This window comes from Akkermansia massiliensis, from assembly GCF_023516715.1.
In the GTDB taxonomy this organism is placed as follows: domain Bacteria; phylum Verrucomicrobiota; class Verrucomicrobiia; order Verrucomicrobiales; family Akkermansiaceae; genus Akkermansia; species Akkermansia massiliensis.
On record NZ_JAMGSI010000001.1, the window covers coordinates 792,603 to 805,246 of the forward strand.

Genomic DNA, 12,644 nt, shown 5'->3' on the forward strand with positions numbered 1-12,644 from the left:
TTCTTCATAAGGCCGCCCCATAAGGGCGGCCATAGGAAGAACCTAACAAATCTCTTATGAGAACACAAGAAGACATCTCACTCCAGTGGCTCTTGAGCAGGGGGTATACGCCTGTTGAGGCTGCCGAAGCATTAGGGGTATCACCTAGTCACGTACGCAGAGTACTCAAAGGGGCCCCAGACCGAGGCAATGCCCTGAAAGCTCGCATCAGGAGGTTGCCGCGTAAAAAACTGACATCATTAAGGAGGAGCAGGTAACAATGCTGAGGAACGCCGCCAATCTCATTGCCGCCATAGCAGTCATGGCCCTGGCATTTTTTGGGATGGTCAAGGCAGGAGGCTGGTATCTGGATACGGAGGAGCGGCAAGTGCGCGACGGCATCAAGGACCCGCGCACGGCCAGCCTGCCAGTTATAGAAAGGCCACACGATGATGGACGACACCCCCGTTGATATGGACGCCCCCATGACTGCTGATGAGTGGGCCATCTGGGGAGCCCTGTGGAACATCCCGGAGGTGCGCCGCCATTACCAGGTACATCACGACGGACCGCTTACCTGCTCGAACCTGGCTCATTACCTGGGCCTGTCCGACAAGGCTATCTGGGAGCTGCAAGACAAGGCCCTGGTCAAGCTGAGGGTGGCCCTCAACCGCTACATCCTACAGCAAGAGATCAATCGTCAACAACATTTTGACCAATGAAACACGAGCTAATGATAACCGCTGAAACGCGGGTGACGCTGGGCGTCAGCGAAGCCAACCGCCTGCATCGGTATGCCCAGGCGCAGGCCGAGATGGCGGCATGCGCCGGCCGCAATGCCGTGACGGCAGGACTCAAGCTGGGCAAGCTGCTGACCGAGCTTAAGGCCGCGACTCCCCATGGAGAGTGGGGTGAATTCTTCGCCAAAGACGATAAATTGAAACCACGGTTTCAATTTACCCAGCAGATGTCCAACCGCTACATGCGCTGCTACAAGACAGCAGCCGGTCGATTGGCCAATACGGAGAGGTATCTCCTGGACGCCGGACTGAGCGGTGAACCTGTCTCCGAACTGCCCACCCTAGTGGATAAAGTAACCGACGGAGCCGAGACACCTCGACAGATGGAGATCAACCTGGGAGTTATCTCTACCCGCAAGCGGACAACGCATGACCGGGTTAAGCCCCTGGGATTTACTGGAGCCGGCAACCCTGACGGAGCGCTGGCCCTCACCCCTATGGACAAGCTGGCCAATGACCTGGCCGCCCTCAATCTCCCCCCGGATGAGCTGGAGCGTCGCCGGCACCAGGCCGAGCAGGATGCGGCCTGCCTGCTCAAGCAGCTGGGGACCTTTGTGGACCAAGGCTACATCCACTTATTGCGTCTCCAGGAGCGCGAGCTTTTCGCTGAGTCCTTGGCCGCCTACGCCCGCAAGATATCCAACGTCGACGAGCAGCGAGTCAAGGCCACGATGGATGGGTTGGTCAACGGCACAACTACATTATAACACAATGGACAATATCACCATGGACGATTTACCGCTGGTGGAGCGGGACAGAGTGCTGGCCATCTATGCGGCCTGCAAGCGCATCAAGGAGGCCAGCGCCTGCTATGGAGCGCAGCAGGGAGCTATCCGGGATGCTGCAGCCCTCTGTGGCATATCCTCCGTCACCATGCGCCGCTGGTATGATATCTGGCGCAACAGCGGAGACAATCCCCTCTCCCTGGTGGACCGCCGCTACCGCAAGATACAGGCCCGTAGCCGTGTTACCCTCAGCAAATTCTTGGCCTATTGGCACGGTCTCTGCACCCAGTGCCAGCGCAATGGGGGCATACCCACCGCCAGGCTGCAGCTTATCAAGACCTGGACGGAGAGGCGCGACACCATCCCCGGCTATGAGGACTGGCCGGGCTGGCCGCGCATCCCCTCCGGCTGGAGCCTGCGCAACCTGCAGCGGCTTGCCCCCCAGACCCTGGAGACGGTGGCGCTCAAGCAGGGCATCCGCACGGCAGCGCCCCAACTGGCCCAGGTACTGGCCACCCGCGAGGGACTCTGGCTGGGCAGTCATTTCTTGTTTGACGACGTGTGGTTGGACCTCCAGGTCTTATCCGGCCGCGACAAGGGGCAGCCCCTGCAGCTTGGGGTGCTGGAGTACCTTACGGGCAAGCGTGTAGCGTGGGGCCAAAAAATCCGCCGCCGCGACGAGGAGACGGGCAAGATGATCCATCTTAACAAGCGGGACATGCGCAGCATCCTGGCCCTGTGGGGAGCTACAATCGGATACTCCCCACGAGGAACCACCCTCGTGGTCGAGAATGGGACGGCCGCCATTGACAAGGAGATGGAGGAGCTGCTCTACCATGCCAGCGGCGGTCTGATCAAGGTGGACCGCTCCGGCATCGGAGGCGTGCGCCAGACGCTCAAGCAGGGCCATGGCGGCCGTGGGGTGGGCAACCCGCGCCACAAGGCCCCCCTGGAGAGTTACCACAACCTGCAGCACAACCGCATCAGCCATCTGCCTGGGGCCACCGGCCACGACCGCACGCCGCCGGAAACCCTGCACGGCCTGGCGCGTGCCGAGGACCAGCTCATCAAGGCGATGGACAAGCTGCCCGCGGATAGAGCCGGTCAACTCAAGCACTACATGCTGACCATGGACGAGTTGAGTCACGAGCTCACTAAGATTGTCAGCGACATCAATGCCCGCACCACCCACAAGCTGGAGGGCTGGGAGCGCTGCGGTTACATGGTTGAGGAGCTGCGCCTGTCACCCTCCGCGCCCTGGACTCCGTCCTGCGAGGTGGAGCCGTCCATGGCCGCCCAGATCATCCGCACCGCCTGCGAGACCGGAGCCGACCTGGTGCACCGCCGCCGGATGAGCCCCACCGAGGCATGGGATTACGAGGAGGCCAAGCCGGGCAACAGGCTTATCAAGCTGCCCGCCTGGTGCATCTGTCAGATACTGGGCATGGACCTGGCCCGCCCCATCAAGGTGGCCAGCGCCTACATCCGGATGCGCGACAAGGCTATCCAGGACGAGGAGCTGATCTACGAGGCCCGCGTGGTTACTCCTGACGGAGCCATCCGGGAGCTGGCCCACGGCAAGTACCAGGGCTACGTCAATCCCTACGATGCCAACCAGCTATTTGTGTGCGGTCAGGACGGCCGCATCATCGGCACTGCAGGCCTCGTGCAGAGGGTCTGCACGGCGGATACGCACGCCGTGGAGCAGGCCATGGGCAAGGCGGCCGGGCGCCGGGAGCATCAGCTGGAGTATGCCCGCATCATCGGAGCCAAGGACGAGGCGGATATTGTCCGCAAGCGCGAGCACAACAGGCGGTTGATGGAGGGCAAGCCGGTCACGGCAGCCGAGTATGCCCAGGCATACTCCCTCACCCCCACGCCTGCCGATAAGCGGGCCGTGACTAGGGCAGCCACGGCGGCGGCCGAGTCCATGCCGGACATCAGCCTCATCCCCGCCAGCGGCAACGATGACGACGAGCTGCCCCACGACCTGCCCGATGTAAGATTTTTATAACATAATAAACACAATAATAACAATATGGACGACATCACCAAAATCAACAACGACGCCGACCTGAGCAGATATCTGGCACGCATCCCGGCCACGCCCTACAAGCAAGGCCACAAGAAGATGCTTACGGACCTGATCAACTACGCCGTCGAGCATCAGTGGACCCTGCGTACTCTGGCCGACAAGCTGCCGGTGAGCACGACGGTCATGCACCGTCTGCTCAACGGTACCTACCAAGCGCCTGCCGGCCCCCATCTGGCCAAGCTGGACGACCTGTGCGGCGTCCTTTCCCTACGCCAGCAGTCAACCTCGGACGGCCCGTTTATTGAGACGGCTCTGGCGCGCTACGTGATGCAGATTGCCGAGCTGACCCACGTTAATCAATACGCCTCCATGCTGGTGGGCAAGACGCAGTGGGGCAAGACCTGGGCGCTCAAGGAGTATGCCCGCCGCCACCCCGGCACGGTCATCCTGGTGCGCTGCCCGGTAGTCACCAGTCCGGGACGGCTGCTCTACCGCATTGCCGCTCAATTAGGCCTGTCGGTCAAAGGCAACACCGAGTTCCAGATTGCCAAGATTGTCAACCGCCTGACTCCGGAGCACCTGCTCATTGTCGACGAGATCCACCACGCGCTGGACAGCGACAAGACCGGACGCAAGGGCATTGAGCAGCTGCGGGAGATATACGATGAGACCCAGTGCGGCATGCTCCTGGTGGGCACACCTGTATTGGCTGAGTACGTGGAGCATAATGACAAGTGGCAGGGCATCCTGGAGCAGACCTCCAAGCGCGGAGCGGCCAATATCTACCGCCTCCCGGATTACATTGAGACCCGTGACCTGGAGACGCTCTGGACCTACTACGGCTATCCGACTCCCAGCCGGGCCATGCTGGCCACCCTCAAGCAGCAGGCCAACCTGTACGGATTTGGCAAGACTACCAAGCGCCTGCGCAAGGGTCTGGAGGCAGCCAACAATGCAGGGGTGGACCTCACCTGGGACTACTACCTGGCCGCGGTTAGAAAACTTGAAGAAATGGAAGCCGGCAAGATGCCGGAACACGTATAACCACAAACAATAAGCAAACATGAAACAACAACCCAACACCGAGAAAAACACGCTCACCATTACGGTGCCGCCAGAAACCCTGGCCGCTATCAGGATTGCCGAAGGCATACCGCAGCTGGTTGACCTCGTCGGCACGGCGCTGACAACATGGGGAGCCATTGGTACGACCGATCCGGTCGACCTGGGCGATATCCACCAGGTCCTCACCGATGCTGCTGATCAGCTGCCCGATCTCCTGCAGGACCTGACCCTGCTGCGCGACGCCATGCTTGCACAGGACACCCATTAACACTCCGATACCATGCGCAAGAAGACCATCAAGTACACCATCGTTGACCTGGACGGCACCCGATATGTGGTCCTCCGCCTAGCCGACCTCGACGCCCTCATCACCACGCATCACAGCCTGTCCCTGGAGCTCATCCCGGTATTAAGCGAGGAGCAGTGGGAGCAGCACCGGCAACTGCTCTACATCACCCAGCATATCCACATTGAGCGGGTCAGCCACTGCAAGGCGGCCCTCCTGTCCAAGACTGACTACGACTCGCTCAATCTGGCCATATCTCATTTGCACACCCTACTGGGCAAGATGCGCCTGGCCAGCATCACCGTCGGTCCATCCGAGGCCGATCAACCCACCTCAACCACCAACCAATAACACCATTACTATCATGTACAGCACCAACACCAATCAACAACAGGACGGGCGGCGGCAAGCCCCCAACTTCACGCTGGACCCTAAGGGAGGCAACTTTGTCCTCCACATCGAGGACGTCATCACGGACAGCGGACGGTCCGGACTCGCCATCTATAGCGAGACCATCCAAAAGGCCGACCATGAGACCCCTGCCGCCCGTGTCGCCACGCTGATCAATGAGTTCATCGCCAGTAATCCCGACACCATTGGTGAGGTGATAATTGATACTATTCACCATAACCGGGAGGGCGAGCAATGAAAGACCTGTTTACCGCCACACCTGCGGAGCGTGAGATCATTGAGCGCATCGCCAAGCGGGCCTGCGCCCTATACCACAAGTACGGCAATACAGACGTCGATGAGCTGGATATCCAGATGGACCTGGAGGCGTGTCACTGCAACGGCTGCCCTCTGCGGCTTGCTGACATGGAGCAGGCTGATAACTTCAATCTCATGCACGATGTCACGGGCATCAATGCGCATCTTAATCATGACACGGGCAAGCTGGAGAGGTGTTTTCTCCCCCGTTTTACCGATATGGAGAGGAGGTCCAGCCGTCATGACTAATCCCATCTACTGCTATTACCACCGGCACGCACGCCTGGAGATCATCCAGCGCCATGGACAGACTTATGCGGTTTGCCCGGAGTGTCGAGCCGTCCTGGCTGATAGGCTCAGGGGAGATATCTATATATCCCATCACGGAGGATATGCTGCATCCGACGACCTGATCCACAAGCTGATAGACGGTGCCGAGCCGGTTAATCCCATCCCTCCCATCTACATGTACATTGACCAGCCATGACCTACGATCCAGAGACCCTGTGCACGCTGATCAGCATGCAGCTGTCCAGATTTGCCAGCTCCGGCAACTACTGGACTATCTACGACCCACGCTGGCCGGGCATGATTGCCATCCGTCTGGAGCAGCTGGGAGAGCGCTACGTCCCGGTGGATGGAGCTAAATTCTACGCATGGCTACAGACGCCCGGTCTCACCTGGCAGGACGTCGTATCCATGGTGGCCCGCAAAAGTAAACAAATCAACAAGCAACACACATAACAATGACTAAATTAACAACACGCAACACCGGACTGGCCACCCTGGCCGAGTACGAGCAATGCCTGGACCAGATCGCCGAGCTGACCGTCAAGCGAGACAAGGCTCAGGCCCGACTGGACAAGGCCATTCTGGCCGCCCGCGAGGAGCACGGCGGAGTAGTTGATGGCCTCAACAACCTGATCACCGCCAAGCTGGCCCAGGCCGAGCAGTATGCCATCCGCAACCGGGAGGCGCTCCTGCAAGGGGACGCCAAGTCCGGAGAGACCGGCAAGGCCCGATGGGGTTGGAGACTGGGCAATCCCACACTGGTGCTACTCTCCCGCAAATTCACTTGGGGAGCCGTTTGCAACAAGATTAAGGAGATGGGACTCACCGCCTACCTCAAGGTGTCCGATCCCAAGCCGGACAAGGACAAGCTCAAGGCCGAGCTGGATGACGAGCGGCTGGCCGCCCTGGGACTACGCATTGAGCAGACGGAGGCATATTGGGTAGAGCCTAAGACTGACACAGCAGGGAGGATAAGCGCATGACTGAGATTGAGGTCAAGGACATGGGGCACCACATCATCCTGTCCATTACCACAGGAGCAATCCGTGGGGCCAGTACCGCAACATTAATCTATCTAACGCCGACGCAGCACAAGCAACTGATCAATGCTCTGATTAACCCTACACCCTTCAAGCCCAACATCGATATATGAGCAAACCACTTACCAAGCGACAGATCACCGTACTGTCCATCATGGCCGGCAAGGCCTACAAGTGCATCCAGTCCCAGGGGTGCCCCCTGCCGTCCCTGGTGGATTGGCGGCATGACGAGGTTTGGGCTGCCACAGGAGTCACCGAGTCACTTACCAAGGCAACCCAGGAGCACTACGTGCCTATCTATAATAGACTGGCTACCTACCTGGGCACGTCCTCCATCAAGGACCGGACTTGGTCGGAGATGGACACGGCCCTCCACAACCTGCGCGAGGCTATGATGCGCTACGAGACCAGCCCAGACTATCTGGCCGAGATCGTGCGGGACCAGTTGCACCTGCCTTGCACGGGTCGGGATGTGTACCAGGCATTGCGGCATTACGCTGCCGTGGAGCATGTCCAGCACCTGATGTATACTATCATCAACCGGGGTCGGGAGGATGCCCGCAAACTAGCCTCCGAGACTGGCCAGGATACCTACGAGCCGCATGCTGATCCGCGCACGATGCCGCCCGGCAAGCTGGCTGATCATGTGGGGGCTGTACGCATTGTCACCACTCCTGGGCCGCATAAGCCCACCGCGCGGGGATTCCGCAGTAATATATGGATGCCAGACCAGGAGGTGCAGTCATGAGTGATCCTGACTATCCGCTCACCTGGCCGGAGGCTCTTAGAGCTGCCAAGGAGGGAGCCATGATTGAGTCTGCCTGCTTATCTCAATTGGATGGATACCGCATTATGGCAGTATTCAGCCCATCCAAGGGGGTGCTAGTCGATCATATTTGGCAGGACTGGGTTATTGACATCGGCAGTAACGAGGTCCGATCTGGATGGCGTATCGTCCCACAGGAGGAGCAACCATGAGGATACTGGACACGATCCTGCGCCTGCTGCCATATCAGCGCACCATGCTGGAGACGGATATACCTGCCGACGCGACACTGGAGTGGTGCCGGAGACCTCGCCGAGGCATTAGGTTGGTTCAGTCTTGCCCCCCCGCGAGTAATGTAGTGAGAGGATACTCCGGCCGTGTAGTCGTCGATGAGTTTAATCCCATCCTCATCGACATGGAGCAGCCCAGTGTTCCGTCGGATAACAACTAACTTTTCGCCCTCACAGGGGCGTGGATTGAAACAGAAAAAACATCATGAAAACCTTAACTCCAGGCGATAAGCTTAATTGCTACGTTATTGATCGCAATGGCCAACAGTCCAATCTAGCCATCCAGATACTTGTTGTTGCCACCAAGCAATCCCTGTATGCTGACGGCCTCTATTCTACTATTCTGGGTATCGTCGATGAGCGGACGGGTAAGCTGATAGAGGATCATCCGGGCAAGGAGATGACTCCATTTGTCCGCGCTTTATGCGATGACTAGCCCAGATACCATTCAGGCCGCCAGGGACAACCTGGCGGCCTTTTTGTTTCTTGGGTCAATCGTCTTCATGGACGATGATCCACACGTTGTCGAGTACGTCACGCACCCACGCTGTTACCTTATGCCCTTGACGAGTGGCCCAGATCAGCACGATGGCCGACTCTCGCAGATGATAGGTCTGGGGGTGTTCTTTGTCTTGGTCCTGCGGCGAGATGACAGTGACTGATCCGTACACTGGGATCGGCGTTATAACAAGAGGTGTATTTGATTCAGACATGGTCGCTATTTCAATCAGCTTTCACCTTTTCTGCAATGCGATTGCATGTGCTTTTTTCTCATGCTTTCACCCCTTGTGCAGCCCCTCTGCATAGCCAGTGCACTTATATCAGATACCTGTCATTTCTCCGCATTTTGGCTTCGACTTTTATAAGATATCTCCTGTCTGGCCAGGAGCGCTCCAACTCCCGTGTTTTCTAAGATTCCAACGGATTTCAACCCTAAATCAACTTATATCAACTATCCTGTCATCCCTCACTATCTCTGGAATGAGAAGGAGCAGTTGGCTATAACACTCATTAAAAACACCCTTCATTTTTAGTGAAGGGTGTTTTGACATTTGTGAAAAGAAACAGATCAGAAGCCTTCAATCATTTCCGGGGTTAACCCCGGTAGATCATATTTCTTTACAATATTTCCATCCTCGGAGACTTCAATGGAATGGTGAACCTTGGCAGAAGAGTATTGACCGCTTTTACAGTTATGTTCCCACCAAATGACTTTTTGAATAGACATGCTACCTTCCGGTCGTGCAGAGGAGGCATCTCCTTCAAACATCTGAGGAAGCGCTTGTTTGAAAATGGATGCATCTTCATCCGAGAAGCCTGTGAGTTCTGCCAGCTGCGGATTGATTGCTCCAAAGAAGACATAGGTGCCCTTGTCCACCCGGTGCTTCATGCCCATGGTGTCGGAAGATTTTTTACTGCCGTCTCCGTCATTGCTGACGCTTTTCGTGATTTGTGTACTAGTGATATTCACCGTATCTCTGCTGAAGGCAGGTTGAATAGTGACTGGGCCTCTGATTCCTATGGAGACGCCGGTGCCTTTTGCCGCATCTTTGTCTTTTAAGGCAAAGACCTGTCCAAAAGCTCTCACATCATACCATTCCTGACAGGCTTTTTGTGCCAGTTCAGCAGACGTACCTTTTTGTTTCAGGATGGGAGTAGCACGTTCTTTCAATGTTTTATAGTCGTCTACACGTCTGTCGTCTGACTGGACAAAGATGTTTTGTCCCATGTCCATCAGCTTATTGCGGATTTTTCTTTTAAGACAGACATCGGAGATTTCTCCGAGTCCTTCCAAAGTGGTTCTGGGCCGGTTGCCATCGAGGGGGTCTCCGTTGGGGTTAGCGTTTGTAACGGTAAAGATGACGGCAAAGTCGATTTTATGATTAAGGCTCATGATGTGGTTTTATAGTGTTGAATTAATGTTTTATTCTAAGATTTATTTTGCCAGTTCAGCATTTTTTTCTTCTTTAGTTTTGTAAATGAAGGCTCTCTGGCAGTGGTAACCGAGGAGGTAGGCGCCGGTTAATGGTCCGTTATCCATGAACTGTCCCATGAGGAATGTTTCCATGATATTGTCTATGTAAGCATCATAGCTTTTCAAGAAAGAAACGGTGTTTTCATTTTTCTTCAAAATGTTGCGATAGGGCTGAATGCTTTTTTCCAGCATGGGCCATGTTTCTGACGGTCTTTGCTGGAACCGCTGCATAAGTTTTTCCGCATTGGTGGGGCGGGAGGTTTTCGTGATATTTAATGCTGATGTTTCGATGGCTTCTGCAACGGCTAAAAGACGGCCGAAGAGGTAACTGCGATCTGTGATTTTTGGATCAAGGCTCATGGTATCTGAGGACGAAGTATTTGTTTGTGGATGATTATAAAGATAAACGGAACAGGATACTCCCAAGGTCATTTCCCATTCCCACCATTCCATGGCATGTCGTTTGGATGTCTGGAGAACACATTGTTTTTCCAGGTCCGGAGGAATGGGAAGATTGTGAAGAATACAGGGTAGTAGTCTGGAGAGGGCGTGTTTGCGTAGTTTATCGTCTACCTTTATTCCATACGCTGCTTTGACAATCATGGAGATAGACGGCGCGCCAATATAAGATCGGTCATTTCCTTCTTTGTCTTTAGGAAGGCATTGTTTCCATCTGGCTTTGGAATGCCACGAAAGCAGGTTGTTAAGGTATTCGGAGACGGTGAATTCCTGAAAGCTCGAGAGGGACATGCGCCCCGGCGACGCAGAATTCAAGCTGAGAACAAGAACACGGTTTTTAATATCGTTTTCATTCAATGATGTCCGCAGCAGCTCTTTTCCTCCTCCGGAGAGTTCTTTTTTAAATTGCTTAACCAATTGGGTGACTTGGTCATTCGGTGTTGGCTGGTCGGGCGTGTAGTGTTCCCATTCCTGCACATTGCCGCAGGGAGACGGAACTTTCAACAGACCGGGAGACCAGGCGAGAACGACAAGATCTCCATCATACCAGCCTTGGCGGGAGATAAGCCAGCGAAGCGCGCTGTGGGCTTTTTGGGTGACTTCCGTACTTACTCCGCACGCTTCATCCGCTTCAATGAATCTGCCGCGGTAGGTATAGCCGGAACTGTCATTGGAAGAAATGAGTTTGGCTTTGTCGCCGGCGTTTCTGATGCGTGCCGGGTGAGTGGTTGCCAGAGGTGCTGTTTTTCCCAGGACATAGCACATCCCTTCTTTGTTGGCCTTGGATTCCGTATAAATCCGCCAGGATTCGTACATGGCGGGGTCTTCATACACTTCCGGAGGGCTTCCATCCCTGCTGTTGACCTTCCATCTTATGAACGCATTTTCCTGGGTGGATGCTCCCAGGATTTCAAAGATGGCGGGCATTTCCCGTTTGTCCCCTTTCCATACAGGAAGCAGAGTGTTGGTGGAATCTTCCGCATATAGGATTCCCCCGTTGATCAAGTCCGTGATCAGGGATTTTTTACGAATATAGGCCAGAACGGCGTTCAGTTTGACATTACCGGGATCAAATGCCGCCCATTCCGATAATTGCTGTTCATATTGTTCGTAGGATTCCTGAAGGGTTTTGAGTTGCTTTGTCCGTTTGGCCGGGGATTCTTCCGGAGGGAAATAGTCAGCGTTATCACCTGCCACGTATTGGAGCTTGTCACACAGAGGGTGGGCACAGGCTCCGCTGGTGCGGCCTCCTGAGGCTTCCGTAACGGGGATGATGGTGGGTTGACTGTTCTGATTGTTGAGGGATGCATTAATTAGCTCTCCCTGTTTGTTCAGTGTGATGGTGATGTGAGCATTCTGCATGCTGTGGTACAGCGGCAGAAGAGGGGTAATGAGGCGTTCTTTCCTGTTGCCGTGGGCCGGTTCTTTGTCAATACGACCCACATAATCACGGTTTTGTTCATAGGTGGCGTATAAGGCGTGCATCCAGTTCATCTTTTTCTTTTTCCTTTCATTCTCCCAGGCTCAGATCATTCAGTCCGCTGGATCTTGGCGGGCATGCCGCCATGGGGCGTACATGCTTGACAATTTCGCATGCTTCAGGGCGCACGAAGCGGATCATTCCATTTTCCATGACCGGACGCCAAAAACGTATGGAAAGCTCCTCTTTTCCCGTTTCATCCGGATAATTGAAACCATGGAACATGAGTCCGAAAGACGTGTTTCCATATTGGTCATAGAATCCCTTTCCTTCTCCAAACCGGCATGGTTCCACGTATCCCTGGCATTCCCTGGTTCCCAACGCGATGTCCCTACGTCCTCCGCGGTCAATCATGCGACGGGCAATTTCATAATGCTTGCCGTCGATCCGGTCCTTGGACATATCCGGACGGTACATGTTCCATTCAAAATGAGCCTTGACTTGATATTCCACATCTTGAAGGTAGGTATATACGGATAAATCCGCCCCGGCTTCATGATATTTGATCAGTTTCATATTTTTGGGAACCAGACGGATAGGGCGCATTATTCTCACCTCGTCAATTAACCAGATCAGGGTGGGTTTCCAGTAGACCGCCTTTACAATTCCTTTCAGGGCTTCATAAGTGGGGATTTGATAAGAACATTTTTCTCCGCCTATCCGGGTGAGGGGGTCGGAGAAAAGCGCATATTTCCCGTAGACCTTAAATTCGATTTGATTAAGCATGAATATGAAGCTGTTGAAA

17 protein-coding genes are annotated in these 12,644 nt (G+C 55.2%); 14 read left to right on the top strand and 3 right to left on the bottom strand.

Features of this window, described 5'->3' with window-relative positions; all coding sequences use genetic code 11:
• The first annotated feature begins 56 nt into the window (after positions 1–56).
• The 14 genes from M8N44_RS14095 to M8N44_RS03360 all read left to right on the top strand — a co-directional run bounded on the left by M8N44_RS14095 (position 57) and on the right by M8N44_RS03360 (position 8,421).
• Complete coding sequence (locus M8N44_RS14095; RefSeq protein WP_146024279.1) at positions 57–257, top strand: helix-turn-helix domain-containing protein; 201 nt, start codon at positions 57–59, stop codon at positions 255–257.
• 171 nt (positions 258–428) lie between these two features.
• Positions 429–701: a hypothetical protein gene (locus M8N44_RS03300; protein WP_146024278.1), complete on the top strand. Its 273-nt coding sequence runs from the start codon at positions 429–431 to the stop codon at positions 699–701.
• Complete coding sequence (locus M8N44_RS03305; protein WP_102749319.1) at positions 698–1,486, top strand: hypothetical protein; 789 nt, start codon at positions 698–700, stop codon at positions 1,484–1,486. The genes M8N44_RS03300 and M8N44_RS03305 overlap by 4 nt, the downstream gene beginning before the upstream one ends.
• Before the next feature lie 4 nt (positions 1,487–1,490).
• Positions 1,491–3,518 carry a hypothetical protein gene (locus tag M8N44_RS03310; RefSeq protein WP_102749318.1) on the top strand — a complete coding sequence of 676 codons (2,028 nt, stop codon included), beginning with the start codon at positions 1,491–1,493 and terminating at the stop codon, positions 3,516–3,518.
• A 24-nt stretch (positions 3,519–3,542) separates the two neighbouring features.
• On the top strand, positions 3,543–4,583 hold the full coding sequence (locus M8N44_RS03315) for an AAA family ATPase (RefSeq protein WP_102749317.1): 1,041 nt from the start codon (positions 3,543–3,545) through the stop codon (positions 4,581–4,583).
• 19 nt (positions 4,584–4,602) lie between these two features.
• A complete protein-coding gene (locus tag M8N44_RS03320) occupies positions 4,603–4,872 on the top strand; it encodes a hypothetical protein (protein ID WP_102749316.1) in 270 nt (89 codons plus the stop codon).
• Positions 4,873–4,884: 12 nt separating this feature from the next.
• On the top strand, positions 4,885–5,241 hold the full coding sequence (locus tag M8N44_RS03325; protein WP_102749315.1) for a hypothetical protein: 357 nt from the start codon (positions 4,885–4,887) through the stop codon (positions 5,239–5,241).
• A gap of 13 nt (positions 5,242–5,254) precedes the next feature.
• The gene (locus tag M8N44_RS03330; protein WP_102749314.1) at positions 5,255–5,539 is read left to right on the top strand and encodes a hypothetical protein; all 285 of its coding nucleotides are present in this window, start codon (positions 5,255–5,257) and stop codon (positions 5,537–5,539) included.
• Positions 5,536–5,847, top strand: a complete 312-nt coding sequence (locus M8N44_RS03335; protein WP_102749313.1) for a DUF6874 family protein — start codon at positions 5,536–5,538, stop codon at positions 5,845–5,847. Before M8N44_RS03330 ends, M8N44_RS03335 begins: the two co-directional genes overlap by 4 nt.
• Before the next feature lie 273 nt (positions 5,848–6,120).
• The gene (locus M8N44_RS03340; RefSeq protein WP_249853000.1) at positions 6,121–6,342 is read left to right on the top strand and encodes a hypothetical protein; all 222 of its coding nucleotides are present in this window, start codon (positions 6,121–6,123) and stop codon (positions 6,340–6,342) included.
• 2 nt (positions 6,343–6,344) lie between these two features.
• The gene (locus M8N44_RS03345; RefSeq protein ID WP_102749310.1) at positions 6,345–6,872 is read left to right on the top strand and encodes a host-nuclease inhibitor Gam family protein; all 528 of its coding nucleotides are present in this window, start codon (positions 6,345–6,347) and stop codon (positions 6,870–6,872) included.
• Positions 6,869–7,042 (top strand): hypothetical protein, encoded by a 174-nt coding sequence (locus M8N44_RS03350; RefSeq protein WP_180976187.1) that lies wholly within the window; start codon positions 6,869–6,871, stop codon positions 7,040–7,042. The genes M8N44_RS03345 and M8N44_RS03350 overlap by 4 nt, the downstream gene beginning before the upstream one ends.
• Positions 7,039–7,677 (top strand): hypothetical protein, encoded by a 639-nt coding sequence (locus M8N44_RS03355; protein ID WP_102749309.1) that lies wholly within the window; start codon positions 7,039–7,041, stop codon positions 7,675–7,677. The genes M8N44_RS03350 and M8N44_RS03355 overlap by 4 nt, the downstream gene beginning before the upstream one ends.
• A gap of 513 nt (positions 7,678–8,190) precedes the next feature.
• Complete coding sequence (locus M8N44_RS03360; protein ID WP_102749307.1) at positions 8,191–8,421, top strand: hypothetical protein; 231 nt, start codon at positions 8,191–8,193, stop codon at positions 8,419–8,421.
• Between the two features lie 633 nt (positions 8,422–9,054).
• Here M8N44_RS03360 and cas7c read toward each other — a convergent pair.
• The 3 genes from cas7c to cas5c are packed head-to-tail and all read right to left on the bottom strand — an operon-like array spanning position 9,055 to position 12,625.
• Positions 9,055–9,879 (bottom strand): type I-C CRISPR-associated protein Cas7/Csd2, encoded by an 825-nt coding sequence (gene cas7c / locus M8N44_RS03365; RefSeq protein WP_102728414.1) that lies wholly within the window; start codon positions 9,877–9,879, stop codon positions 9,055–9,057.
• 42 nt (positions 9,880–9,921) lie between these two features.
• Positions 9,922–11,913, bottom strand: a complete 1,992-nt coding sequence (gene cas8c / locus M8N44_RS03370; RefSeq protein WP_102728415.1) for a type I-C CRISPR-associated protein Cas8c/Csd1 — start codon at positions 11,911–11,913, stop codon at positions 9,922–9,924.
• Between the two features lie 16 nt (positions 11,914–11,929).
• Positions 11,930–12,625: a type I-C CRISPR-associated protein Cas5c gene (gene cas5c / locus M8N44_RS03375; RefSeq protein ID WP_102728416.1), complete on the bottom strand. Its 696-nt coding sequence runs from the start codon at positions 12,623–12,625 to the stop codon at positions 11,930–11,932.
• Between the last annotated feature and the right edge of the window lie 19 nt (positions 12,626–12,644).

Coding starts and splice junctions, on each gene's coding strand:
- M8N44_RS03325 (WP_102749315.1), top strand. CDS start 4,885: ATGCGCAAGAAGACCATCAAGTACACCATCGTTGACCTGGACGGCACC.
- M8N44_RS14095 (WP_146024279.1), top strand. CDS start 57: ATGAGAACACAAGAAGACATCTCACTCCAGTGGCTCTTGAGCAGGGGG.
- M8N44_RS03300 (WP_146024278.1), top strand. CDS start 429: ATGATGGACGACACCCCCGTTGATATGGACGCCCCCATGACTGCTGAT.
- M8N44_RS03330 (WP_102749314.1), top strand. CDS start 5,255: ATGTACAGCACCAACACCAATCAACAACAGGACGGGCGGCGGCAAGCC.
- cas5c (WP_102728416.1), bottom strand. CDS start 12,625: ATGCTTAATCAAATCGAATTTAAGGTCTACGGGAAATATGCGCTTTTC.
- M8N44_RS03360 (WP_102749307.1), top strand. CDS start 8,191: ATGAAAACCTTAACTCCAGGCGATAAGCTTAATTGCTACGTTATTGAT.
- M8N44_RS03355 (WP_102749309.1), top strand. CDS start 7,039: ATGAGCAAACCACTTACCAAGCGACAGATCACCGTACTGTCCATCATG.
- M8N44_RS03345 (WP_102749310.1), top strand. CDS start 6,345: ATGACTAAATTAACAACACGCAACACCGGACTGGCCACCCTGGCCGAG.
- M8N44_RS03320 (WP_102749316.1), top strand. CDS start 4,603: ATGAAACAACAACCCAACACCGAGAAAAACACGCTCACCATTACGGTG.
- M8N44_RS03335 (WP_102749313.1), top strand. CDS start 5,536: ATGAAAGACCTGTTTACCGCCACACCTGCGGAGCGTGAGATCATTGAG.
- cas8c (WP_102728415.1), bottom strand. CDS start 11,913: ATGAACTGGATGCACGCCTTATACGCCACCTATGAACAAAACCGTGAT.
- M8N44_RS03305 (WP_102749319.1), top strand. CDS start 698: ATGAAACACGAGCTAATGATAACCGCTGAAACGCGGGTGACGCTGGGC.
- M8N44_RS03310 (WP_102749318.1), top strand. CDS start 1,491: ATGGACAATATCACCATGGACGATTTACCGCTGGTGGAGCGGGACAGA.
- M8N44_RS03315 (WP_102749317.1), top strand. CDS start 3,543: ATGGACGACATCACCAAAATCAACAACGACGCCGACCTGAGCAGATAT.
- M8N44_RS03350 (WP_180976187.1), top strand. CDS start 6,869: ATGACTGAGATTGAGGTCAAGGACATGGGGCACCACATCATCCTGTCC.
- M8N44_RS03340 (WP_249853000.1), top strand. CDS start 6,121: ATGCAGCTGTCCAGATTTGCCAGCTCCGGCAACTACTGGACTATCTAC.
- cas7c (WP_102728414.1), bottom strand. CDS start 9,879: ATGAGCCTTAATCATAAAATCGACTTTGCCGTCATCTTTACCGTTACA.